Source organism: Rhizobium sullae (assembly GCF_900169785.1).
GTDB lineage: Bacteria > Pseudomonadota > Alphaproteobacteria > Rhizobiales > Rhizobiaceae > Rhizobium > Rhizobium sullae.
Map to the genome: position 1 here is coordinate 157,717 of NZ_FWER01000004.1, position 24,667 is coordinate 182,383.

The 24,667-nt window shown below is 60.9% G+C and carries 14 protein-coding genes and 1 pseudogene; 12 read left to right on the forward strand and 3 right to left on the reverse strand.

Annotated elements, in window-relative coordinates:
• Window positions 1-36 precede the first annotated feature (36 nt).
• The 12 genes and pseudogenes from BN1800_RS05435 to BN1800_RS05495 all read left to right on the forward strand — a co-directional run bounded on the left by BN1800_RS05435 (window position 37) and on the right by BN1800_RS05495 (window position 20,557).
• Complete coding sequence (locus BN1800_RS05435; RefSeq protein ID WP_086995241.1) at window positions 37-3,360, forward strand: transglutaminase family protein; 3,324 nt, start codon at window positions 37-39, stop codon at window positions 3,358-3,360.
• Between the two features lie 14 nt (window positions 3,361-3,374).
• Window positions 3,375-5,795 (forward strand): circularly permuted type 2 ATP-grasp protein, encoded by a 2,421-nt coding sequence (locus BN1800_RS05440; RefSeq protein ID WP_086995244.1) that lies wholly within the window; start codon window positions 3,375-3,377, stop codon window positions 5,793-5,795.
• Entirely contained in the window at window positions 5,792-6,679 is an 888-nt protein-coding gene (locus tag BN1800_RS05445) for a transglutaminase family protein (RefSeq protein ID WP_086995247.1), read from the forward strand. Before BN1800_RS05440 ends, BN1800_RS05445 begins: the two co-directional genes overlap by 4 nt.
• Window positions 6,680-7,073: 394 nt before the next feature.
• Window positions 7,074-8,195, forward strand: coding sequence for a VWA domain-containing protein (locus tag BN1800_RS05455; RefSeq protein WP_244564441.1), 1,122 nt, complete (start codon window positions 7,074-7,076; stop codon window positions 8,193-8,195).
• Between the two features lie 271 nt (window positions 8,196-8,466).
• Complete coding sequence (locus BN1800_RS05460; protein ID WP_086995642.1) at window positions 8,467-10,929, forward strand: glycogen/starch/alpha-glucan phosphorylase; 2,463 nt, start codon at window positions 8,467-8,469, stop codon at window positions 10,927-10,929.
• Complete coding sequence (gene glgB, locus BN1800_RS05465; protein WP_086995253.1) at window positions 10,926-13,133, forward strand: 1,4-alpha-glucan branching protein GlgB; 2,208 nt, start codon at window positions 10,926-10,928, stop codon at window positions 13,131-13,133. Before BN1800_RS05460 ends, glgB begins: the two co-directional genes overlap by 4 nt.
• Window positions 13,134-13,155: 22 nt before the next feature.
• Entirely contained in the window at window positions 13,156-14,418 is a 1,263-nt protein-coding gene (gene glgC, locus BN1800_RS05470; protein ID WP_086995256.1) for a glucose-1-phosphate adenylyltransferase, read from the forward strand.
• Between the two features lie 4 nt (window positions 14,419-14,422).
• Window positions 14,423-15,865 (forward strand): glycogen synthase GlgA, encoded by a 1,443-nt coding sequence (gene glgA / locus BN1800_RS05475; protein ID WP_086995259.1) that lies wholly within the window; start codon window positions 14,423-14,425, stop codon window positions 15,863-15,865.
• A 5-nt stretch (window positions 15,866-15,870) separates the two neighbouring features.
• Window positions 15,871-17,502, forward strand: coding sequence for an alpha-D-glucose phosphate-specific phosphoglucomutase (locus tag BN1800_RS05480; protein ID WP_086995262.1), 1,632 nt, complete (start codon window positions 15,871-15,873; stop codon window positions 17,500-17,502).
• 10 nt (window positions 17,503-17,512) lie between these two features.
• Window positions 17,513-19,492, forward strand: a complete 1,980-nt coding sequence (gene glgX / locus BN1800_RS05485) for a glycogen debranching protein GlgX (protein ID WP_086995265.1) — start codon at window positions 17,513-17,515, stop codon at window positions 19,490-19,492.
• A gap of 88 nt (window positions 19,493-19,580) precedes the next feature.
• The gene (locus tag BN1800_RS05490; RefSeq protein ID WP_086995267.1) at window positions 19,581-20,066 is read left to right on the forward strand and encodes a MaoC family dehydratase; all 486 of its coding nucleotides are present in this window, start codon (window positions 19,581-19,583) and stop codon (window positions 20,064-20,066) included.
• Window positions 20,067-20,078: 12 nt separating this feature from the next.
• A pseudogene (locus BN1800_RS05495) lies at window positions 20,079-20,557 on the forward strand (HIT family protein).
• Window positions 20,558-20,586: 29 nt separating this feature from the next.
• Here the strand turns inward: BN1800_RS05495 and BN1800_RS05500 are convergent.
• The 3 genes from BN1800_RS05500 to BN1800_RS05510 form a co-directional block, all read right to left on the reverse strand.
• Window positions 20,587-21,135, reverse strand: a complete 549-nt coding sequence (locus tag BN1800_RS05500) for a sarcosine oxidase subunit gamma (RefSeq protein WP_086995270.1) — start codon at window positions 21,133-21,135, stop codon at window positions 20,587-20,589.
• Window positions 21,128-24,196, reverse strand: coding sequence for a sarcosine oxidase subunit alpha (locus BN1800_RS05505; RefSeq protein ID WP_086995273.1), 3,069 nt, complete (start codon window positions 24,194-24,196; stop codon window positions 21,128-21,130). Before BN1800_RS05505 ends, BN1800_RS05500 begins: the two co-directional genes overlap by 8 nt.
• Complete coding sequence (locus BN1800_RS05510; protein ID WP_027507991.1) at window positions 24,193-24,534, reverse strand: sarcosine oxidase subunit delta; 342 nt, start codon at window positions 24,532-24,534, stop codon at window positions 24,193-24,195. The genes BN1800_RS05505 and BN1800_RS05510 overlap by 4 nt, the downstream gene beginning before the upstream one ends.
• Between the last annotated feature and the right edge of the window lie 133 nt (window positions 24,535-24,667).

Below are 24,667 nucleotides of genomic sequence, written 5' to 3' on the forward strand. Positions count from 1 at the left end.
TGCCGCACAGTGAGGCGGCGCCGGATAAGGCAACATATGTCGATCAAAGCCAGCATCTATCATCTGACGCATTACAAATACGACAGACCGGTCCGCCTCGGGCCGCAGGTCATCCGCCTCAAGCCCGCCTCGCATTCGAAGACGCGCGTGCTCAGTCATTCGCTGAAGGTCACACCGTCGAACCATTTCGTGAACTTGCAGCAGGATCCCTACGGGAATTATCTTGCCCGCTACGTCTTTCCCGACCCGGTGACCGAATTCAAGATCGAGGTCGATCTGGTCGCCGACATGACGGTCTATAACCCCTTCGACTTCTTCGTCGAGGAGGAAGCTACCAAATGGCCCTTCGACTATCCTGAGACGATCCAGGAAGACCTCTCGATCTACATGAAGGCGGAGGACCCCGGCCCGCGGCTCAAGGCTTTCCTCGAAACGCTCGATTATTCGCCGGATCAGCCGACCGTCGACATGATTGTTGGCCTCAACGCCCGCCTGCAGCAGCAGATCGGCTATGTCATCCGCATGGAAACTGGCGTCCAGACGCCGGAGGAAACACTCGAAATAGCCAAAGGCTCTTGCCGCGATACCAGCTGGCTGTTCGTTCAGGTTCTCCGTCATCTCGGCCTCGCCGCGCGCTTCGTTTCCGGTTACCTCATCCAGTTGACGCCAGACCTGAAGGCTCTTGACGGCCCCTCCGGCACGGAAGTCGATTTCACGGACCTTCATGCCTGGGCCGAGGTCTATCTGCCCGGCGCTGGCTGGGTCGGTCTCGACCCCACATCCGGGCTGCTGACTGGTGAAAGCCATATCCCGCTGGCAGCGACCCCGCACTACCGCAACGCTGCCCCGATCTCCGGCGGCTATTTCGGCGAAGCCAATACCGAGTTCGCCTTCGACATGAAGGTGGCTCGTGTCGCCGAACATCCGCGCATCACCAAGCCATTCTCGGAGGAGAGCTGGAACGAGCTCGACGCGCTTGGCGAAAAAGTGGATAGCATCCTCAAAGCGGAAGACGTGCGCCTGACGATGGGTGGGGAACCCACTTTCGTGTCGATCGACGATTTCGAATCGGAAGAGTGGAATACCGCCGCCGTAGGCCCGACAAAACGGGAGAAGGCGGACAGCCTGATCCGCAGGCTGCGCCAGCGCTTCGCTCCGGGCGGCTTCCTGCATTACGGACAAGGCAAGTGGTATCCCGGCGAAAGCCTGCCGCGCTGGACCTTCTCGCTCTATTGGCGCAAGGACGGAATGCCGATCTGGCAGAATCCGGATTTGATCGCGGCAGAAGGCGCCGATACCGCCGCCAAGGCCGAAGACGCCGAGCGGCTGCTCACCGGCATCGCGCGCGAGCTGGCGATTGCGCCTGACATGGTGCTGCCCGCCTATGAAGATCCCGCCGAATGGATCGTCAAGGAAGGAAGCCTTCCCGAAAATGTCGATCCGTCGAATTCCAAGCTGAAGGATCCGGAAGAGCGCAGCCGCATCGCCCGCGTCTTCGAACGCGGCCTGACGGTTCCGACAGGCTACATTCTTCCGGTACAGGCCTGGAATGCCAAGGCCGCGGGACACCGCTGGATCAGCGAGAAATGGCAGACCCGGCGCGGCAAGATCTTCCTTGTGCCGGGCGACAGTCCGGTCGGATACCGTCTGCCGCTTGGCACACTTCCTTACGTGCCGCCATCGCAATATCCCTATATCCACATCGCCGACCCATCGATCCCGCGCCAGCCCCTGCCCGAAGTTTTGGTGCCCGCCGGCCGCGCCATGCCAGAGGCCTCCTTTCAGCGCGACGAGAGCGGCCAGAGCCGCGTGGAACAGACGCTCGGCGAAATCGGCGGCGCGGTTCGCACGGCGATATCGGTCGAGCCGCGCGACGGCCGGCTTTGCGTCTTCATGCCGCCCGTCGAGCGCATCGAAGACTACCTCGAGCTCATCGCAGCCGCCGAAAACGCGGCGGCTGAACTTGGCCTTGCCGTCCATATCGAGGGCTATTCGCCGCCACAGGACGAGCGCATCAACGTCATTCGTGTCGCACCGGATCCAGGTGTCATCGAGGTGAATATCCATCCCGCCTCGAACTGGCAGGATTGCGTCGCGATCACCACCGCGATCTACGAAGAAGCGCGGATGACCCGCCTCGGCGCCGACAAGTTCATGATCGACGGCCGTCATACGGGCACGGGCGGCGGTAACCATGTCGTCGTCGGCGGCGCCAACCCGAACGACAGTCCGTTCCTGCGCCGGCCCGACCTCTTGAAGAGCCTTGTGCTGCATTGGCAGCGGCATCCTTCGCTCTCCTACCTCTTCTCCGGCATGTTCATCGGACCAACCAGCCAGGCGCCGCGCATCGACGAGGCCAGGCACGACAGCCTGTACGAGTTGGAAATCGCGCTTGCCCATGTCCCCGCACCCGGCGGCGGCCCGCAACCGCTTCCCTGGTTGGCCGACCGCCTGTTCCGCAATCTGCTGATCGACGTGACAGGCAATACGCACCGGGCCGAAATCTGCATCGACAAGCTCTTTTCGCCGGATGGGCCAACCGGCCGTCTCGGTCTCGTCGAGTTCCGCGGCTTCGAAATGCCCCCGAATGCCCGCATGTCGCTGGCTCAGCAATTGATGGTCCGCGCCCTCATTGCCCGTTTCTGGAACAATCCCGCGGATGGCAAATTCGTGCGCTGGGGCACTTCCCTGCACGATCGCTTCATGCTGCCGCATTTCGTCTGGGCCGATTTCCTGGACGTGCTCGCCGATCTCAAGGAGAACGGTTTCGATGTCAGTCCGGAATGGTTCAAGGCGCAACTCGAATTCCGCTTCCCCTTCTGCGGCGAAGTGGAATACGAGGGCTCGAAACTCGAGCTCCGTCAGGCGCTCGAACCTTGGCACGTCATGGGCGAGGAAGGCGCGATCGGCGGCACCGTTCGATACGTCGACAGCTCGGTCGAGCGACTTCAGGTTCGCCTCGAAACCAGCAATTCCTCACGCTACACCGTCACCTGCAACGGCCGAACCGTGCCGCTGACGCCAACAGGCACGTCCGGTGTGTCCGTCGCCGGGGTCCGCTTTAAGGCATGGCAGCCGTCCTCGGGCCTGCATCCGGTTTTGCCGGTGAACACGCCGCTGACATTTGACATTTATGATACATGGTCGAAGCGTTCGATCGGCGGCTGCATCTATCATGTTGCCCATCCGGGCGGGCGCAACTATGACACCTTCCCGGTAAACGGCAACGAAGCGGAAGCAAGGCGGCTCTCCCGATTCGAGCCGTGGGGGCATACGGCCGGCGGCTTCATTCCGCTCGCCGAGACGGGTTCGCCGGAATTCCCGCTGACGCTGGATCTCCGCAGGCCCGCAGGCATTTGACGAGCTAGGTTTTAATGGGCAAGAAACCAGCAGTGGCGAAGCGCAGGGACGAGGTTCAAAGCCGCGGCGGCAACGATGCGGCCTTCGGCTATGCGCCTCTGCCCGGCATTGCCGACGAGATGGTTGACAACGACGGCGCAATCCGTCCGGTCTGGCAGCGCTTTCTTGCGGGCTTCGGGGCAATTCCGCAGCAGGAACTAACCGAGCGTTTCGCCCGTGCCGACCGCTATCTGCGCGATGCCGGCGTGTTTTACCGCGCTTATGGCAGCAAGGGCACCGGCGAGCGGTCTTGGCCACTGTCGCATATCCCGGTCCTGATCGACGAGCGCGAATGGCAGGCGCTTTCCGCCGGCCTCGTGCAGCGCGCCGATATGCTCGAAGCGATCGTCGCCGACATCTATGGCGACAACAAACTGGTCGAGGAAGGCTTTCTGCCGCCCGCCCTGATTGCGGCCAATCCGGAATTCCAGCGCCCACTTGCCGGGATAAAGCCCGCGACCGGCCACTACCTGCATTTCTGTGCCTTCGAGATCGGCCGCGGACCGGACGGTAACTGGTGGGTTCTAGCCGACCGCACGCAAGCGCCGTCAGGTGCAGGCTTCGCGCTCGAAAGTCGCGTTGCCACCACCCGCGCCTTTTCCGATATCTACGCCGAAACTCCGGTCCATCGCCTCGCCTCCTTCTTCGGCGCCTTCCGCGACGCGCTGCAGGCGATGAAGCACTCCGGCGACGACCGCATCGGCGTTCTGACCCCCGGCCCGGCAAACGAGACCTATTACGAGCACGCCTATATCGCCCGCTATCTCGGCTTCATGCTGCTCGAAGGCGAAGATCTGACGGTGGTCAACGGCCGCGTCATGGTTCGCACGGTGGCCGGCCTGAAGCCGATCGGCGTGCTCTGGCGCCGCCTCGATTCCGCCTACGCCGATCCGCTGGAGCTGAACCAGAATTCGCATATCGGCACGCCTGGTCTGGTCGAGGCGCTGCGTGCCGAATCGGTGACGATCGTCAATGCTCTCGGAACCGGCATCCTCGAGACGCGCGCCCTGCTTGCCTTCATGCCGACGATCTGTCGCCGCTTGCTCGGCGAAAAACTGCACCTGCCGTCGATCGCCACATGGTGGTGCGGGCAAAAGGAAGAACGCGAGCATGTCGCGAAGAACATCGAGAAGATGGTGATCGGTCCCGCCTATTCGCGCGCGCCCTTCTTCGACGACAGCGGCGAATCCGTGCTCGGCTCGTCGCTCCGCGCAACCGCAAAGGACTCGATCACCGACTGGCTGAATTCCGACGGTCCGAAACTCGTCGGCCAGGAAGTCGTGACGCTGTCGACAACGCCGGCCTGGGTGGACGGAAAGCTGACGCCGCGGCCGATGTCGCTTCGCGTCTTTGCTGCCCGCACCGCCAAGGGCTGGCAGATCATGCCGGGCGGTTTTGCCCGCATCGGCGCCGGCGCCGACGCTGCCGCGATCGCCATGCAGTCAGGCGGCGCGGCGGCGGACGTCTGGATCGTCAGCGACAAGCCGGTCGAGCGCCATACGCTGCTGCCCGCTGAAGGAAGCTTCACGCGCAACATGCCGGGCAGCCTGCCGAGCCGGGCGGCCGACAACCTGTTCTGGCTCGGCCGCTATATCGAGCGCGCCGAAGGAGCGCTGCGTATCCTTCGTGCCTGGCACGCCCGCTACGCCGAAGCCGCCGACCCAAGCCAGCCGCTGCTTGCCGATGTTTCGGAATATCTCGCCGCCGTCGACATCGATACGGAAGAAGCCGTGCCCGAAACGCTGCTGCGCAACATCGACAGCGCCGTCTATTCCGCCAGCAATATCCGCGACCGGTTCTCGCCCGACGGCTGGCTGGCGCTCAACGATCTTGCCAAGACCGCGCACCGTTTCCACGTCAGTGTTGCCGCGGGCGACGACGCCAGCCATGCCATGACGATCCTGCTGCGCAAGCTCGCGGGCTTCGCAGGTCTCGTGCACGAAAACATGTATCGCTTCACCGGATGGCGCTTCCTCTCGCTCGGCCGCTACATCGAGCGCGGACTGCACATGACGCGCCTGCTTGGCCATATGTCCGGTCCCGAAGCTCCGGATGGCGCGCTGGACATGCTGCTCGAAATCGGCGACAGCGTCATGACCCACCGCCGCCGCTACAACGTCAACACCGCGCGCCTGACCGTCACCGATCTTCTGGCGCTCGATCCGCTGAACCCGCGCTCGGTTCTCTTCCAGATGAATGAGATCCATCGCGAGGTCGAGCAACTGCCGAACGCCTTCGTCAACGGCCAGATGTCGCCCTTCTACCGCGAGGCCATGCGCCTGCATTCCGGCCTCGCCGTCATGACGCCGGAAGCGATGACGGGCGAGATCTACAAGAAGTTCGAACGCGAGCTGGAGCAGCTGTCCGACCTTCTCGCCCAGACCTATCTCGGGTGACCGCCGTGCTCTACGACCTCACCCTGCACATGGAATACACCTACGAGACGCCAGCCTCCGGCGCGCGCCACATCATGCGGCTGATGCCGCTGTCTCTGCGCGATCGCCAGCGGCTGGTTGCTGGCTCGATTACCATTTCTCCGCAGCCGGATGAGCAATCGCATTTCACCGATTTCTTCCGCCATCCGGCAACGTCCTTCCTGCTGCGGTCGCCGCACGAGACGCTGGATATCCGCATGCAGGCTCGCGTGCAGGTCGATAGCCGTTCGATCGCCGCCGATTTCTCGCCGGATCTCGACCGCCTGCCGGAGGAAGTCGCCGGCATCTGGTCGCTGGAGCCGGACTCTCCACATCATTTCCTCGCCAGCAGCCCGCGCCTCTCGGAAACTCGCGCGATTTCCGACTATGCCAGGGACTGCGCTCTGCCCGGCCTCACCGTCCTGCAGATCGCCAACGCCTTGTGCACCCGCATCAACAGGGATTTCACCTACGACACGGAAGCGACGACGGTGGATTCCACCGCCCTCGACGCCTTCAAGCTGAAACGCGGCGTCTGCCAGGATTTCGTCCATGTGATGATCCTCGCACTCCGCAGCCTCGGCATTCCGGCAGGCTATGTCTCAGGCTTCCTGCGCACCATCCCGCCGCCCGGCAAGGAACGGCTCGAAGGGGCGGATGCCATGCATGCCTGGGTCCGCGTCTGGTGCGGCGAAACGCTGGGCTGGACCGAGCTCGACCCGACCAACGACATGCCCGCCGGCACCGACCACATCGTCGTCGCCTACGGCCGCGACTACTCCGACGTCGCCCCAGTCATCGGCGTCTTGAAAAGCTACGGCGGCCACCGCGCCGTACAGGCTGTCGACGTTATTCCGATCAAGTAATCGGAAGAGGAATAGCTTTTGACTGCTGGACTCCCGAAATCAGCCGGCCTTGGCCGAACCGTCCGCATGCTTCCTGGCGTCCGTGCCGGAATGTGCCAACGCGACGGAAAAGTGTGCAGGACTGACGCAGCAACCGCCGCCACAGACGTTAATGCGCAAAAGCGCCAGCTATCCGCTTGTCGAGAAGGATTATCCGGCAAACGCAGTAGATCATGTCCCGAAATCGCAAGTTATCTGCAATTTTAACGATTACCTTAAGACCTGCGGTAACAACCGCGCTGTAGGTATCGAGGCAGAATAAACCTTCTTACTTTCAGGTGACATGATGTCCCGCATATCTTTTCTACGCGCCAATATTGCGCGCATCCTACGCGACCGTTCAGGCAATTTCGCCATGATGACCGCCATTCTAATGCCGGTGGCGATTGGTGCGGCCGGTGTAGCAGTCGATGTATCCAGTATGATGCTTTCGCAACGTCAGTTGCAGGAAGCCTCCGATTCGGCTGCTCTGGCCGCAGCCTCCGCGCTCGTCGCCGAAACGGTCGATGTGAATGGCGCCAAGGAGCTTGCCAAGAATTTTGTCATTGGCCAGATGTCAAACTACCTCGACGATTCGGACACTATCGCGGCCCTAAAGGATGGAATGTCTGTCGTTGTCACCGAAACTACATCCGGTTCGGGCGGCAAGACTTACAAAGTTGAGGTCAAAACCGCCTATAACATGGACAACAGCGCCCTGGTGCGCCTCATGGGCAGAGAGAGCACGGAAATCGGTTCATTGTCCAAGACTGAAAGCAGCACCGAAAATACCGTGACAGAGAGCTCGCTCTCCATGTATCTCGTGCTCGACCGTTCGGGCTCAATGGCCGAAGATACTACGTCTTCATATACGAAGACGGAAAGCTATAACTGCGGCACGAGTTGGAGCCCAAAGACCTGTGAACGAACTGTTACGGACTACTACACCAAGATCGAGGCATTGAAGCTGGCCGTTTCCAGCCTGCTGACCCAGTTGAATACCGCCGATCCCAATCTGCAATACGTCCGCACCGGCAGCGTCTCTTACAATGACCAAATGCAATCAGCTTTGAAGCTGGCGTGGGGAACGTCGCGTGTGTCAACCTACGTCAACGCTCTAACCGCGACAGGCGGGACGAATTCAAGTGCTGCCTTCAAGGCCGCCTACAACAAGCTTATCGCCCCGGCCGAGGATACAGCACATTTGAATAAGAACGGTCTGACGCCAGACAAATACATTGTCTTCATGACAGACGGCAACAACAATTACACTTCGGCCGACACTGAAACCAGAGAATGGTGCGACCTGGCGCGCGACAAAAATATCACGGTCTATACGGTTGCGTTCATGGCTCCTGATCGTGGCAAGGCGCTGCTTAGCTATTGCGCGACGAGCTCTTCTACCTATTTCGCCGCCGAGAACATGGCCTCGCTTGTCGCCGCCTTCAAGATAATCGGTTCCTCGGCCGCCAAGCAGAGCGTGCGCCTCACCCAATAGACTCCGTGCTCTCAACAAAAAAGCCGCTCCGGAACAAACTGGGGCGGCTTTTCGTTTAGCGCTCATCTCGCGCATCAGACCGGGAAAACCAATTGAAATCAAGTCCCTTATGCCGGCGAATGTGAAGGTTCCGCAAATTTTCGCTTTCGCTAAATCCCTTGTTGCAAGTGCTTGGTAACGATGCATAAACTGCCGTGACCGGCGTGCGTGCAAAGTCGGCTTCGTCAGACGTAACGCACTGAAAATAAATCAAAATTGGCGAGATATGACGATGAATACCGTTTCCAAGCCGACCATCCCCTCTCCCGCTCCGCGCAGTTCCCGGCCGGAAATTCTCGCCGAAGAAATCATCGAACGCCTGACTTACCGCATCGGCAAGGATGCAAAGGTTGCCAAGCCGCATGACTGGCTGACGGCGACTATCCTCGTCGTTCGCGACCGCATCATCGACAAATGGATGGAATCTACGCGTAAGGTCTACGCGACCGGCGACAAGCGCGTTTACTATCTGTCGCTCGAATTCCTGATCGGCCGCCTGATGCGCGATGCCGTCACGAACATGGGCCTGATGGAGCAGGTGCGCGATGCGCTGACTTCCCTCGGCGTCGACGTCAACGTGATCGCCGGCCTCGAGCCGGATGCCGCCCTCGGCAATGGCGGCCTCGGACGCCTCGCGGCCTGTTTCATGGAAAGCATGGCGACTGTCGAGGTGCCGGCCTATGGTTACGGCATCCGGTACGTCCACGGCCTCTTCCGCCAGCAACTCGCCGACGGCTGGCAGGTGGAACTGCCGGAAAGCTGGCTGGCGCACGGCAATCCCTGGGAGTTCGAACGCCGCGAAAGCGCCTATGAAATCGGCTACGGCGGCGCCGTCGACGTCGCCAACGACGCCGAAGGCGAGCCGCGCTATGTCTGGAAACCGGCAGAGCGCGTCATCGCCGCTGCCTTCGACACTCCGGTCGTCGGCTGGCGCGGCAAGCGCGTCAACACGTTGCGTCTCTGGTCGGCCCAGCCGATCGACCCGATCCTGCTCGACGCCTTCAATGCCGGCGACCACATCGGCGCTCTGCGCGAAAGCAACAAGGCCGAAAGCCTGACGCGGGTGCTTTATCCGGCAGACGCAACGCCGGCTGGACAGGAGCTGCGTCTTCGCCAGGAATTCTTCTTCTCCTCCGCCTCGCTTCAGGACATCCTGCGTCGCCACCTGCAGCAATATGACGATTTCACCTCATTGCCCGACAAGGTCGCGATCCAGCTGAACGACACCCACCCAGCCGTTTCGGTGGCCGAGCTGACGCGCCTGCTGTGCGACGTCCACGGCATGGATTTCGAGCAAGCCTTCGACATCGTCCGCCGCACGATTTCCTACACCAATCACACGCTCCTGCCGGAAGCTCTCGAAACCTGGCCGATCCCGCTCTTTGAACGGCTGCTGCCGCGGCACATGCAGCTGATCTACGCGATCAACGCCAAGATCCTGCTTGAGGCCCGCAGGGAAAAGAACTTCTCCGACACCGAAATCCGGTCGATTTCGCTGATCGACGAAAGCGGAGATCGCCGGGTGCGCATGGGCAACCTCGCCTTCGTCGGCTCGCATTCGATCAACGGCGTCTCCGCCTTGCATACCGAACTTATGAAGGTCACGGTCTTTGCGGACCTGCACAAGCTTTATCCGAACCGCATCAACAACAAGACGAACGGCATCACCCCGCGCCGCTGGCTGCAGCAATGCAACCCCGGGCTTACCGGCCTCATCCGCGAGGCGATCGGCGACGAATTCATGGATGACGCCGAGAAGCTGAAGCCGCTCGAAAAATTCGCCACCGATCCGAGCTTCCAGGAACGGTTCGGCGCCGTAAAGCGCGCGAACAAGGTGGCGCTCTCCAATCTTGTCGCCAGCCGCATGGGCGTGAAGATTAATCCTTCCGCGATGTTCGACATTCAGATCAAGCGCATCCACGAATACAAACGCCAGCTGCTTAACGTTATCGAGGCGGTGGCCCTCTATGACCAAATCCGATCGCATCCCGAACTCGACTGGGTGCCGCGCGTGAAGCTCTTCGCCGGCAAGGCGGCGCCGAGCTATCACAACGCCAAGCTCATCATCAAGCTGATCAACGACGTCTCCCGCACGATCAATAACGACCCGGCCGTCCGCGGCCTCCTGAAAGTGGTCTTCATACCCAATTACAATGTCTCGCTTGCCGAGGTCATGGTGCCCGCAGCAGATCTGTCTGAGCAGATTTCGACCGCCGGCATGGAAGCCTCCGGCACCGGCAACATGAAATTCGGTCTGAATGGGGCGCTTACGATCGGAACACTGGACGGGGCGAATGTCGAAATGCGCGACAATGTCGGTGCCGACAACATCGTCATCTTCGGCCTTCGAGCGGACGAAGTCTCCGACGCCCGCAGCGATGGACACAACCCGCGCGCCATCATCGAAAGCTCCCGCGAACTGTCGCAGGCGCTGGCTTCGATCGCCGGCGGCGTCTTCTCGCCGGATGACCGCAATCGCTACGCCCAGCTGATCGATGGCATTTATTCGCACGACTGGTTCATGGTCGCCGCCGATTTCGATGCCTACGCGGCCGCGCAGAGAGACGTGGACCAGATCTGGAACAAGCCATCCTCCTGGTATGCCAAGACCATCAACAATACCGCTCGAATGGGCTGGTTCTCCTCCGACCGCACGATTCGGCAGTATGCCGATGAAATCTGGAGAGCCGGATGAAAACGCCGAAAGCCGCCCTTGAAGTAAAGCGTCCCTGGGAAATTTCGGCAGACGAAATCGCGGCAATCCTTGCCGGTTCGCATGCAAATCCATTTGCCGTACTTGGCGTGCACCATGCAGGCGACAGCTACGCTGCCCGGTGCTTCATTCCCGGCGCCGAAGAAGTCACCGCCTTGACGCTCGACGGCAGCGTTGTTGGTGAACTGAAGCAGCTCCATGCGGATGGCTTTTTCGCAGGGCAAGCAGCGCTGACGAAACGGCAGCCCGTGCGCTACCGCGCCCGGCGCGGCGATGCGGAATGGGCCGTCACCGACCCATACAGCTTTGGCCCCGTGCTTGGTCCGATGGACGATTACTACGCGCGTGAAGGCTCGCATCTTCGCCTCTTCGACAAGATGGGTGCGCACTGGATCAAGCATGAGGGCGCGCAGGGAATCCATTTTGCCGTCTGGGCACCGAACGCCCAGCGCGTCTCCGTCGTCGGCGATTTCAACAATTGGGACGGCCGCCGTCATGTGATGCGCTTCCGCGCCAGCGCCGGCATATGGGAAATCTTTGCGCCGGATGTTCCGACGGGCGTTCCTTATAAATTCGAGATTCGGGGCCATGACGGCGTCCTCCTGCCGTTGAAGGCCGATCCGTTTGCGCGGCGCAGCGAATTGCGCCCGAAAACCGCTTCCGTCGTGGCGCCCGAGCTTCTGCCTGAATGGCAGGACGAAGACCACCTCAAGCACTGGAGCGAAACCGACAAACGCCGCCAGCCGATCTCGATCTATGAGGTCCATGCCGGTTCATGGCAACGCCGCCAGGATGGTTCGTTCCTCTCCTGGGATGAACTCGCAAACAGCCTCATCCCCTACTGCGTCGACATGGGCTTCACCCATATCGAATTCCTGCCGATCACCGAACATCCCTACGATCCGTCATGGGGCTACCAGACCACCGGGCTTTACGCACCGAGCGCCCGCTTCGGCGAACCGGAGGGTTTTGCCCGCTTCGTCAATGGCTGCCACAAGGTCGGCATCGGCGTCATTCTCGACTGGGTGCCCGCGCACTTCCCCACCGACGAACACGGCCTCGGCTGGTTCGACGGCACCGCACTTTACGAGCACGAGGACCCGCGCAAGGGTTTCCACCCGGATTGGAATACAGCCATCTACAATTTCGGCCGTACCGAGGTTCAGTCGTATCTGGTCAACAATGCACTCTATTGGGCAGAGAAATTCCATCTCGACGGCCTGCGCGTCGATGCCGTCGCCTCGATGCTCTATCTCGATTATTCGCGCAAACACGGAGAATGGATCCCGAACGAATATGGCGGCAACGAAAACCTGGAGGCCGTCCGCTTCCTTCAAGACATGAATACCCGCATCTATGCCGAGCACCCCGGCGTCATGACCATTGCCGAGGAGTCGACCTCTTGGCCGAAGGTCTCGCAGCCGGTGCATGACGGCGGTCTCGGTTTCGGCTTCAAGTGGAACATGGGCTTCATGCACGACACGCTGAGCTACATGAAACGTGATCCGATATATCGCAGACATCACCACAACGAACTGACCTTTGGCCTGCTCTACGCCTATTCGGAAAACTTTGTTCTGCCGCTCTCCCATGACGAAGTGGTGCATGGCAAAGGCTCGCTGATTGCAAAGATGCCCGGCGACGACTGGCAGAAATTCGCAAACCTGCGCGCCTACTATGCCTTCATGTGGGGCTACCCCGGCAAGAAACTGCTCTTCATGGGCCAGGAGTTTGCGCAATGGAGCGAATGGAGCGAGGCAACCTCGCTCGACTGGAACCTGCTGCAATACCGCATGCACGAGGGCATGCGCCGTCTCGTCCGCGACCTCAACCTCACTTACCGCTCCAAGCCGGCGCTGCACGCCCGCGATTGCGAGGGCGACGGTTTCGAATGGCTGATCGCCGACGATCACGAAAACTCCGTCTTTGCATGGCTGCGCAAGGCGCCGGACCAGAAACCGATCGCCGTCATCACCAATTTCACGCCGGCTTACCGCGAGAACTATTCCATCCGCCTACCGTTCGAAGGCCGCTGGCGGGAGATCCTGAACACCGATGCCGATATCTACGGCGGCAGCGGCAAGGGTAATGGCGGGCGCGTGCAGACCGTCAACGCCGGCGGCAGCATTGCCGCGTCAATCGCCCTGCCGCCGCTGGCGACGATCATGCTTGAACCTGAGACTTGAAGACTGGTGGGAGGAGTAGACAATGGTAGAAAAGCGCATTCAGCCACTTGCCCGCGACGCAATGGCTTACGTTCTGGCCGGCGGCAGGGGGAGCCGCCTCAAGGAACTCACCGACCGGCGCGCCAAGCCGGCGGTCTATTTCGGTGGCAAATCACGCATCATCGACTTCGCGCTGTCGAACGCACTGAATTCCGGCATCCGCCGCATCGGCGTCGCGACGCAATATAAGGCGCACTCTCTGATCCGCCATATGCAGCGTGGCTGGAACTTCTTCCGTCCCGAGCGAAACGAAAGCTTTGACATCCTGCCTGCCAGCCAGCGCGTCTCGGAAACGCAATGGTACGAAGGCACTGCTGATGCCGTCTATCAGAACATCGACATCATCGAGGATTACGGCGTCGAGTACATGGTTATTCTTGCGGGCGATCACGTCTACAAGATGGATTACGAATGGATGCTGCAGCAGCACGTCGATTCGGGCGCGGATGTCACCATCGGCTGCCTGGAAGTGCCTCGCATGGAAGCCGTCGGCTTCGGCGTTATGCATGTGGACAAGACCGACCGGATCATCGATTTCGTCGAAAAGCCCGCCAATCCGCCAGGCATTCCGGACAAACCCGATTTCGCGCTGGCGTCTATGGGCATCTACGTCTTCCACACGAAGTTCCTGATCGACGCGCTTCGCCGCGACGCCGCCGATCCGAATTCCAGCAAGGATTTCGGCAAGGATATCATCCCCTATATCGTCAAGAACGGTAAGGCGGTCGCCCATCGCTTCGGCCAGTCCTGCGTCCGTTCGGATTTCGAGCATGAGCCCTATTGGCGCGATGTCGGGACCATCGAAGCCTACTGGCAGGCGAATATCGACCTGACGGCGATCGTTCCGGAGCTTGATATTTACGACAAATCCTGGCCGATCTGGACCTATGCGGAAATCTCGCCGCCGGCAAAATTCGTCCATGACGACGAGGACCGCCGAGGCTCGGCAACCTCCTCGGTCGTTGCCGGCGATTGCATCATCTCCGGCGCCACGCTTCATAAAAGCCTTCTTTTCACAGGTGTTCGCGCTAACTCCTATTCAAAATTGGAGGGAGCCGTCGTCCTGCCGAGCGTAAAGGTCGGCCGGCGCGCGCAATTGAAAAACGTCGTGATTGATCATGGCGTCGTCATTCCGGAGGGCCTTGTCGTCGGCGAGGATCCGGAAATCGATGCTAAGCGGTTCCGGCGCACGGAAAGCGGTATTTGCCTGATTACGCAACCGATGATCGATAAGTTGGATCTTTAGACATATGAAAGTTCTTTCGGTTTCGTCCGAAGTCTTCCCTTTGATCAAAACAGGGGGCCTTGCCGACGTGGCCGGCGCCCTGCCAATCGCACTCAAGCGGTTCGGCATCGAGACGAAGACCCTCATGCCCGGCTACCCGGCAGTCATGAAGGTCATTCGCGATCCTGTCGTCCGCCTGCAGTTCGATGATCTGCTGGGAGCGCCCGCGACGGTGCTGGAAGTGGAGTATGAAGGCCTCGATATCCTCGTGCTTGACGCCCCCGCATATTACGATCGTGCGGGCGGTCCCTATCTCGACCAGACGGGCAAGGACTATGCCGACAACTGGCGGCGCTTCGCGGCGCTGTCGCTGGCAGCTGCCGAAATCGCCGCGGGCCTGATGCCGGACTGGCGCCCGGACCTCGTGCATGCCCATGATTGGCAGGCTGCGATGACGCCGGTCTATATGCGCTACTATCCGACGCCAGAGCTGCCAAGCGTTCTGACGATCCACAACATGGCCTTCCAGGGCCAGTTCGGCGCCGATATTTTCCCGGGCCTGCGCCTGCCGCCGCATGCGTTCTCGACTGAAAGCATCGAATACTACGGCCATATCGGCTTCCTGAAGGGCGGCCTGCAGACTGCGCACGCGATCACGACCGTCAGCCCCACCTATGCTGAAGAAATCCTGACGAACGAGTTCGGCATGGGGCTGGAAGGCGCCATCGCCAGCCGCCGCGAGGTGCTGCACGGTATCGTCAACGGCATCGACGCAGAAGTTTGGAACCCGGCGACTGATCCGGTCGTCCATACCCATTACGGCATCACGACGCTGAAAAATCGCGAAGAGAACCGCAAATCGATCGCCGAGTTCTTCCGCCTGCATGACGACGGTGCGCCGATCTTCAGCATCATCAGCCGCCTTACCTGGCAAAAGGGGATGGACGTGATTGCCGCGACCGCCGACGCAATCGTCGCCCTTGGTGGCAAGCTTGCCATTCTCGGTTCCGGCGATCCGGCGCTTGAAGGCTCGCTGCTTGCCGCCGCCGCCCGTCATCCTGGCCGCATCGGCGTCTCGATCGGATATAACGAGCCGATGTCACACCTGATGCAGGCTGGTTGCGACGCCATCATCATTCCCTCGCGTTTCGAACCGTGCGGTCTCACCCAGCTTTACGGCTTGCGTTACGGTTGCGTGCCGATCGTGGCACGCACCGGCGGTCTCAACGATACCGTGATCGACGCCAATCACGCCGCGCTTGCAGCGAAAGTCGCAACGGGGATACAGTTTTCTCCCGTCACCGCAGAGGGTATGTTGCAGGCAATCCGGCGTGCACTACATCTCTTCGCGGACCAAAAAGTCTGGACCCAGTTGCAAAAGCAAGGCATGAAATCGGATGTCTCGTGGGAGAAGAGCGCCGAGCGCTACGCTGCCCTCTATTCAAGCCTCGCCCCGAAAGGCAAGTGACAGAAATGAACAAATCTGTATCCACAACGCCCTATCAGGACCAGAAACCCGGCACGTCGGGTCTCAGGAAAAAGGTCCCGGTCTTCCAGCAGCCGAACTATGCTGAGAACTTCATCCAATCGATTTTCGATTCACTGGAAGGCTATCAGGGCAAGTGCCTCGTCATTGGCGGCGACGGACGCTACTACAATCGCGAAGTCATCCAGAAGGCGATCAAAATGGCCGCCGCCAATGGCTTTGGAAAAGTCATGGTTGGCAAGGGCGGCATCCTTTCGACCCCGGCGGCCTCGCACATCATCCGTAAATACAAGGCTTTCGGCGGCATCATCCTTTCTGCCAGCCACAATCCCGGCGGCCCGACCGAGGATTTCGGTATCAAATACAACGTCAATAACGGCGGGCCGGCGCCGGAAAAGATCACGGACGCAATCTATGCCCGCACCAAGGCGATCGACAGCTACAAGATCGCTGATTTCCCGGACGTGAACCTCGATCGCATCGGCAAGGAAGAACTGCCCGGCGGCATGATGCTTTCGGTCATCGATTCGGTCGAGGATTACACCGCGCTGATGGAGGAGCTCTTCGATTTCGGCGCGATCCGCAATCTGATCAGCCTCGGTTTCCGCATCGCCTTCGATGCGATGAGCGCCGTTACCGGCCCGTATGCCAAGGAAATCTTCGAAAACCGTCTCGGCGCGCCGCTGGGATCGGTGCGCAATTTCATGCCGCTGCCGGACTTCGGCGGGCATCATCCGGACCCGAACCCTGTCCACTGCAAGGAGCTCTATGACGAGATGATGGGCGACGACGCGCCCGATTTCGGCGCAGCTTCGGACGGCGACGGCGACCGCAACCTCATCGTCGGCCGCGGCATCTTCGTCACTCCATCGGACAGCCTGGCGATTCTAGCAGCCAACGCCAATCTCGCGCCCGGATATTCCGGCGGCCTGGCAGGCATCGCACGCTCCATGCCGACCAGCGGCGCGGCCGACCGTGTCGCGGAAAAACGTGGCGTCGGCATGTACGAAACGCCGACCGGCTGGAAATTCTTCGGCAATCTGCTCGATGCCGGCATGGCGACGATCTGCGGTGAAGAAAGCGCCGGCACCGGCTCCAACCACGTCCGCGAAAAGGACGGTCTCTGGGCCGTGCTCCTCTGGCTGAACATCCTCGCGGTCCGCGGCGAAAGCGTTCAAGACGTCGTCACCCAACATTGGCAGACCTATGGCCGCAACTACTATTCCCGCCATGACTATGAGGGCGTCGATACCGACGCCGCCAACGTGCTGATCGATAACTTGCGCAGCCAACTTTCGACCTTGCCGGGCAAGACTTTCGGCGCCTTGACCGTCGATAAGGCGGACGACTTCGCCTATCACGATCCGGTCGATAAGTCGGTCAGCGAGCATCAGGGCATTCGCATTCTTTTCACGGGCGGCTCGCGCGTGGTGTTCCGCCTCTCCGGCACCGGTACGTCCGGCGCGACGCTGCGCGTATACCTCGAGCGTTACGAGCCGGATTCGACCCGGCACAACATCGAGACGCAGGAGGCGCTGGCCGACCTGATCGCCGCTGCGGAAAGCATTGCGGATATCCGCAAGCGCACGGGCCGTGATGCACCTTCTGTGATCACCTGATCGGAGGCTCATGCGAGCGGACAACAGGGCTAAAGGAGGCGCGATCCTCTTCGAAACTGGCGTCGAATTCGCCGTCTGGTCTCAGCACGCCGCGGAGATCCAGTTGTGCCTCTTCGATGAAACCGGCAACAAGGAATTCGCGCGCCTGCCGATGGCGCGCGAAGACGGCCATGTGCACCGGCTCTTTGTCGACGATCTGAAGGAAGGCACCCGTTACGGCTTTCGAGCCGACGGCATCTATGCGCCGGAAAACGGCCTCTGGTTCGACCCGTCCAAGCTTCTGGTCGACCCGTACGCAAAGCAGCTCGACCGGCCCTTCCGTCATGATCCGCGCCTCGGCGTCTTTGGTGAAGACACCCAGAACCTGATGCCGAAGGCTATGGTGACCCGCGATACGAAAGTGACGCTGGAGAAGCCGCTCTTCGAGCCAGGCGGTTTTATCTATGAGATTGCGGTCAAGCCGTTCACCATCCTCCATCCGGATATTCCCGAGACGCAGCGCGGCACCGTCGCTGCACTTGCCCATCCCTCGGTAATCGCTCATCTCAAGCGTATCGGCGTCGATGCGATCGAGCTGATGCCGATCATCGCTTGGATCGACGAGCGCCACCTGCCTCCGCTCGAGCTCGCAAACGGTTGGGGCTACAATCCCGTTGCCTTCATGGCGCTCGATCCCCGCCTCGTGCCGGGTGGCATGGCGGAACTGCGCGATGCGGTCGCGAAGCTTCGCGCCGAAGGCATCGGCGTTATCCTCGATCTCGTCTTCAATCACACGGGCGAAAGCGATCGATACGGCACAACACTTTCGTTGCGCGGCCTCGACAATCTCTCCTTCTTCCGCCATCAGCCCGAGCGTCCCGGTGAGCTCGTCAACGACACCGGGACGGGCAATACGGTTGCCTGCGATCACCCCTATATCCGCCAGCTCATCATCGACAGCCTCCGCCACTTTGTCCTCGGGGCCGGCGTCGATGGTTTCCGCTTCGATCTGGCGCCTGTGCTCGGCCGCACGACAAACGGCTTCGAAGCCCATGGGGGCAGCCTTTCCGCGATCCTTGACGATGACGTGCTCTCCGACCGCATAATGATCGCCGAGCCCTGGGATATCGGTCCTGGCGGTTATCAACTCGGCAATTTCCCGGCTCCCTTCCTCGAATGGAATGACCGCACTCGCGACGATATCCGCTGCTATTGGCGCGGCGACGACTGGAAGACAGGGCCGCTCGCAACAGCACTGGCGGGTTCCTCCGACATCTTCTCGCGGAACGGCGGGACAGCGACGCGCAGCGTCAACTTCCTCGCCGCCCATGACGGTTTCACGCTGAAGGACCTCGTTTCCTATAGTCACAAGCACAACGAGGCGAACGGCGAGGAAAACCGCGACGGGCACAGCGAGAACCATTCGTGGAACAACGGCATCGAAGGCGAGACACGCTATCCGGATATCATCAAGAAACGCCGCGACGATCTGAAAGCGCTGATCTCGACGCTCTTTGCCAGCCGCGGCAGCATTATGCTGACTGCGGGTGATGAAGGCGGGCGAACCCAGCGCGGTAACAACAACGCCTATTGCCAGGACAACGAGATAACCTGGGTCGATTGGAAGGCGCTGGATGAGGAACTGATCGCTCATACCGCCTTCGTCGTCGCATTGCGAAAGCGCTTCTCCGCCTTGTCGGAAAGCGGTTTCTTCGACGGCGATGGCGATGTCGAATGGATTTCGCCCTCCGGCCACCCGATGACCGTCGGCGAGTGGGAGACGGCGAATCTTTCCACGCTTGGCATGCTACTCACAACACGCGATGGTGATAGCCGCAGACAGGTGCGTCTGGCCGTGCTTTTCAACCGATCGGACAGGGCACACGACTTCCTTCTCCCAGCCCCGAACACTGCGGTGTGGCGGCTGTTGGGTGCATCGGGTAACTCCCGGAAGCTTGGCGGAACAGTGACCGTTCCGCCGCGGTCGGTCATCTTTTGCGTTGGGAATTGATTGAACCCGCAACGGATGTGAATCGTTGTCGTAATTGTCACAAATCCACTGTAAGCAATTGAGCAGGCGGCTTCTTCACGGGGAATTTATGGTCAAAGAAATTTCGCTCGCGGAAGTCCGCGGGCTCATTGGCACGAAAACAGGCCTTTCGGATTGGATTCTTGTCGACCAGCCGATGATCGACGCTTTTGCGCACGCCACCAACGACCATCAGTTCATCCATACCGATCCGGTCCGCGCAGCTGAGAGCGCATTCGGCGGCACGATCGCACATGGTTTCCTGACGCTCTCGCTGCTTTCCGCCATGAATTACAATGCGCTGCCAAAAATTCGCGAGCAGACGATGGGCATCAATTACGGGTTCGACAAGGTGCGCTTCATGGCTCCGGTCAAATCTGGCGCCCGCATCCGCGGCCATTTCGTCCTCGCGGACGCACGCTTCCGCGGCGCCGGCATGCTGATGACCACCTATGAGGTGTCCATCGAGATCGAGAACGAGAGGAAGCCAGCGCTTACGGCCAACTGGATCACCATCATCCAGTTCGACCCGAAGGACCGGCCGGAGGAAACCTAAGTAGCAGGCTCTTTGGAAATCCCAGCACAGTTCCATGTCCTCGAAACCGGGAGATGGCTTGTAAACCACAGGATAAATTCGGCGTTGCCGGGCTATCTCATGGTCGGCTCGAAGACGCCTGCAAGTGAACTTTCCGAATTGACCGACAGCGCGCTTACAGAACTGGGCCCGCTGCTGGCAAAGGCTCAGGACGCTCTGCAACAGGTCCTGCAAGCGCGGCGCGTCTATATCGGCCGATACGGACACACCCCGGGCTATCCGATCCATTTCCCCATAATTCCCATTTATGATTGGGTGGAAACCGCTTCTGGGAGGATGCGAGATATCGGGTGCTTGAGGGCTTGATCGAATCTCCCGGCAAGACCACTGATGGCGCGGAGTTGACGCTCTTCGTATCGCGGGAATTTTGCGAACGAGCGGTTCCGCCGCCGATCAAAGGCCCTTCCGTTTCAAAGGCCATTGAATTGCTGAGAACGGCTTTGCGTCCTTAACCGCTTTCAGCAATTTCGCCGCCAGCCCGTCAATGGCCAGCATCTCCCGCCGCCTCGGTGAGCAGGCCGAAGACATAGTCGGAAAACGACCGCCAGCATTCGATCCGGAACGTATGATCCTCGGTGCGGAAAAGCACGACTTCCGCCTTGCCGAACAGCGTGCGCGAGCAGGTGCCGACCGGAAATGCGCCGATCGAAAGGTCCTGCGGGCAGCCGGCCGAAAGCGTCACTTCGGCGCCCGGGCCGGAAACGATGATGCCGACATTGCGATGGGATACATCCGTCGCCGAATGCAGCACGTCCGCGCCGGAAGAGGCGGCCATCAGGTCCGCGCCGCTTTCATCGATCACCAGCCATTCGTCCGGACCGAGCCACAGAGCCGAGCGTCCGTCCTTGTGGCCTGATGTCTTCGGCGCATCCGGGATCGTCACGCCAAGGGCCGAAGAAAGCCCCTTGAGGGATTCTGCCGGCGCCCGGAGCGCCAACCGGCTCGCCGCCGGTGCAGGCGTCAGCCGCACGGCGGCAGAACCGCCGTGGCGACCGGAAAGGGCGGATTTACGAATTGCCACATCAACCATTGATCCGGCCTCCTTCCTTGTCAAAGAACACCATGTCCGTCACCTCGACGGCAATCGTCTTGTCCGGCATCGGTACATAAAGCGTCTCGCCCATGCGCGCCCGGCCGCCCGCGACCAGCGCGAAGGCAATCGACTTGCCGAGGTTTTCCGACCAGTAGGACGAGGTCACATGACCGAGCATCGTCATCGGCTTCGGCTCGTTCGGGTTGGCGACGATCTGTGCGCCTTCTTCCAACACGACCTTCGGATCCTTCGTGACAAGGCCGACGAGTTGCTTTCGCCCTTCCCTGACGAGATCGGGACGCTTCAGCCCGCGAATGCCGACGAAATCCGCTTTCTTCTTCGAAACCGCCCAAGAAAGAGCAGCATCGTCCGGCGTAACCGTGCCGTCCGTATCCTGGCCAACGATGATATAGCCCTTCTCGGCGCGAAGGACGTGCATCGTCTCGGTACCGTAGACGCACGCGCCGAGCGGCTCCGCATTCGCCCAGACTGCTTCCAGCACCGATTGACCGAAGTCGGCAGGAACGTTGATTTCGAAGCCGACTTCACCGGTAAACGACACACGGAAGAGGCGCGCAGGCACGCCGCAGACCTTGCATTCGGCAACGCTCATATGCGGGAAGGCCTCGTTGGAAATATCGAGCCCTTCGACGAGCGGTGCGACGATCTCGCGCGCCTTCGGCCCCTGCACGGCAATCACCGCCCACTGTTCCGTCACGGAAGTCAGCCACACCTTCAGATGCGGGAACTCCGTCTGAAGATAGTCTTCCATGTGATGAAGCACACGCGGCGCGCCTCCGGTCGTCGTCGTGACGTGGAAGCGACCCTCGCTCAGGCGTCCGACGACGCCGTCGTCGTAAATAAAGCCGTCTTCGCGGGTCATGATACCGTAGCGGCACTTGCCCGGTTTCAGCGTATCCCAGGCATTGGTGTACATGAGGTTCATGAATTCCGCCGCATCCGGACCGACGACCTCGATCTTGCCTAGCGTCGAGGCATCGAAGACGCCTGCAGCCTCGCGCGCCGTCTTGCACTCGCGGGCAACCGCCTGATGCATCGTCTCGCCGGCACGCGGATAGAACCAGGCACGTTTCCAGTTGCCGACATCTTCGAAGACAGCGCCGTGATCTTCTTCCCACTGATGCATCGGCGTCTTGCGCGTTGGGTCGAAGAGTTCGCCGCGCGAATGGCCGACGAGCGCGCCATAGGTGACCGGTGTATAGGGCGCACGGAAGGTCGTGAGGCCCACTTGGGGGATTTCCTTGCCGAGCATTTCGGCGGCGATCGCCAGACCGTGCATGTTAGAGAGCTTGCCTTGGTCGGAAGCCATGCCGTTCGTCGTGAAGCGCTTGATGTGCTCGATCGAGTGCATGCCTTCGCGCACCGCAAGACGGATGTCCTTGGCGCAGACATCGTGCTGGAGGTCGATGAAGGCCTTGGCGCTCGCTTCCGGTCCGGCGCCTTCGGCAGCGCCGATCATGCCGCCTGTCCAGTCATGGGCCTGTTCGCCCGAAATACTGATCTTGCCGCTGCCGGATTTTCCGACGGCCTGCGCCATCAGCTCACCGGCCGCCAGCGACTCTTCGATCGTCTGCTGCAGGCCGTCCGTACCGTTGCAAGCGCCGACCGACAGGCAGTCCTGCGCATAGGTGCCGGGCAGGAACCGCTGGCTTTCCGGCTCGAACTTCACCTTGCCGCGCGACTGAGAGAAGAGATGCACCGACGGCGTCCAGCCGGCCGAAACCAGCAATGCGTCGATGACGATCTTGCGCGGCGAACCGCCGCCGTTACGCGCAACGGTCATCGATGAGACGCGAAGCTTGCCCGAAGTATTGATAACCGATTGTCCAGTAAGCACCTCGACGCCGAGCGAACGCGCTTCGGCAAGAACTGCAGCCCCCGGCGTCTGGCGGCAATCGACGATCGCAGCGATTGCCACGCCTGCCCGCTTCAGATCGAAGGCGGCTTCATAGGCCGAGTCATGCGCCGTGTAGACGCCAACCTTTGCGCCGACGGCGACGCCGTAATGGTTCAGGTACATGCGCGCGGCGGACGCCAGCATGATGCCCGGACGGTCGTTGTTCGGGAATACCATGTGCCGCTCGATCGCACCGCCAGCGAGGATCACCCGCTTGGCGCGGACCTGCCAGAGGCGCTCGCGCGGNACCATGTGCCGCTCGATCGCACCGCCAGCGAGGATCCCCCGCTTGGCGCGGACCTGCCAGAGGCGCTCGCGCGGCAGGCCGCGGTCGGGCTTGGCGATATGGTCGGTCACGCGCTCGGCAAGACCGATGAAATTGTGGTTGTAGTAGCCGAAGGCCGTCGTGCGGGTCAGAACCTGCACGTTGTCCATCGCCTTCAACTTGGCAGTCGCCTGCTGCGCCCAGGTGTAACCCTCGATGCCGTCGATCTTCATGCCACTGTCGAAACGCAACGCGCCGCCGCATTCCGCCTGCTCGTCGCAGATAATGACGCTGGCACCTGCTTCAGCCGCGGCAAGGGCGGCCGAAAGCCCGGCAACGCCCGCACCTGCCACCAGCACATCGCAATGCGCGTAGCGGCTTGCGTAATGATCCGGATCGCTTTCCGTCGGCGCCACGCCGAGACCGGCAGCACGTCGGATGATTGGCTCATAGACGTGCTTCCAGGCGGCCTTCGGCCACATGAAGGTCTTGTAGTAGAAGCCCGCCGCGAAGAACGGCGAAAGCAGATCGTTGACGCCGCCGACGTCGAAAGCGAGAGACGGGAAGCGGTTCTGCGAATTGACGGTCATTCCGTCGAAGACTTCCTGGACCGTCGCGCGCACGTTCGGCTGCTTGCGAGCCGAGTCTCGGGAAACGTCGATCAGCGCATTCGGCTCTTCCGCGCCGGCTGAAAGGATGCCGCGCGGGCGGTGATACTTGAAGGAGCGGCCGACGAGATGCACACCGTTCGCAATAAGCGCCGAGGCGACGGTATCGCCTTCGAGCGCGGTATAGCTCTTGCCGTCGAAGGTGAAGCGGGCGGTCCTCGCCGGCGTCAGGCGTCCCTTGCCTGCAATTCGGTTCGCGCCGCTCATTTCGCCTCTCCTTCCGTCGCTTCATAGGTTTCGACGGGGGCGTGCGGAACACTGGCAGCGCCTATTTCGGGCTTCGGCTCGCCTGCCTTGTAGGTCATGATGAATTTGTCGCTGACTGTATCGCGCGCCGCATTGAAGAAGCGGCCGCAGCCATGGATATGCCGCCAGCGTTCGAAGATCAGACCCTTCGGATTGTCGCGCAGGAAGAAATACTCTTCAAATTCCTCGTCGGAAATCGAAGCGATGTTCTGCGGCCTCGCAATATGCGCATCGCCTGCGCCGCGGAATTCGAGCTCGGAACGTTCTTCCTGACAGTATGGGCAGTAGATCAGTAGCATTTTATTCTCCCTCTTCTCCCCCGCGGGGAGAAGGTGCCCGAAGGGCGGATGAGGGGGGTGAGGAGCGAACGCGGCGAACGGCCTGAGTGGAAGCGAAGGGCAATTAACGGCCCACCGTACCGCCCCCTCATCC

Excerpts from the sequence above, each read along its gene's own strand:
- BN1800_RS05435 (WP_086995241.1), top strand. The coding sequence starts at position 37 with ATGTCGATCAAAGCCAGCATCTATCATCTGACGCATTACAAATACGAC.
- BN1800_RS05440 (WP_086995244.1), top strand. The coding sequence starts at position 3,375 with ATGGGCAAGAAACCAGCAGTGGCGAAGCGCAGGGACGAGGTTCAAAGC.
- BN1800_RS05455 (WP_244564441.1), top strand. The coding sequence starts at position 7,074 with ATGATGACCGCCATTCTAATGCCGGTGGCGATTGGTGCGGCCGGTGTA.
- BN1800_RS05460 (WP_086995642.1), top strand. The coding sequence starts at position 8,467 with ATGAATACCGTTTCCAAGCCGACCATCCCCTCTCCCGCTCCGCGCAGT.
- glgB (WP_086995253.1), top strand. The coding sequence starts at position 10,926 with ATGAAAACGCCGAAAGCCGCCCTTGAAGTAAAGCGTCCCTGGGAAATT.
- glgC (WP_086995256.1), top strand. The coding sequence starts at position 13,156 with ATGGTAGAAAAGCGCATTCAGCCACTTGCCCGCGACGCAATGGCTTAC.
- glgA (WP_086995259.1), top strand. The coding sequence starts at position 14,423 with ATGAAAGTTCTTTCGGTTTCGTCCGAAGTCTTCCCTTTGATCAAAACA.
- BN1800_RS05480 (WP_086995262.1), top strand. The coding sequence starts at position 15,871 with ATGAACAAATCTGTATCCACAACGCCCTATCAGGACCAGAAACCCGGC.
- glgX (WP_086995265.1), top strand. The coding sequence starts at position 17,513 with ATGCGAGCGGACAACAGGGCTAAAGGAGGCGCGATCCTCTTCGAAACT.
- BN1800_RS05490 (WP_086995267.1), top strand. The coding sequence starts at position 19,581 with ATGGTCAAAGAAATTTCGCTCGCGGAAGTCCGCGGGCTCATTGGCACG.
- BN1800_RS05500 (WP_086995270.1), bottom strand. The coding sequence starts at position 21,135 with ATGGTTGATGTGGCAATTCGTAAATCCGCCCTTTCCGGTCGCCACGGC.
- BN1800_RS05510 (WP_027507991.1), bottom strand. The coding sequence starts at position 24,534 with ATGCTACTGATCTACTGCCCATACTGTCAGGAAGAACGTTCCGAGCTC.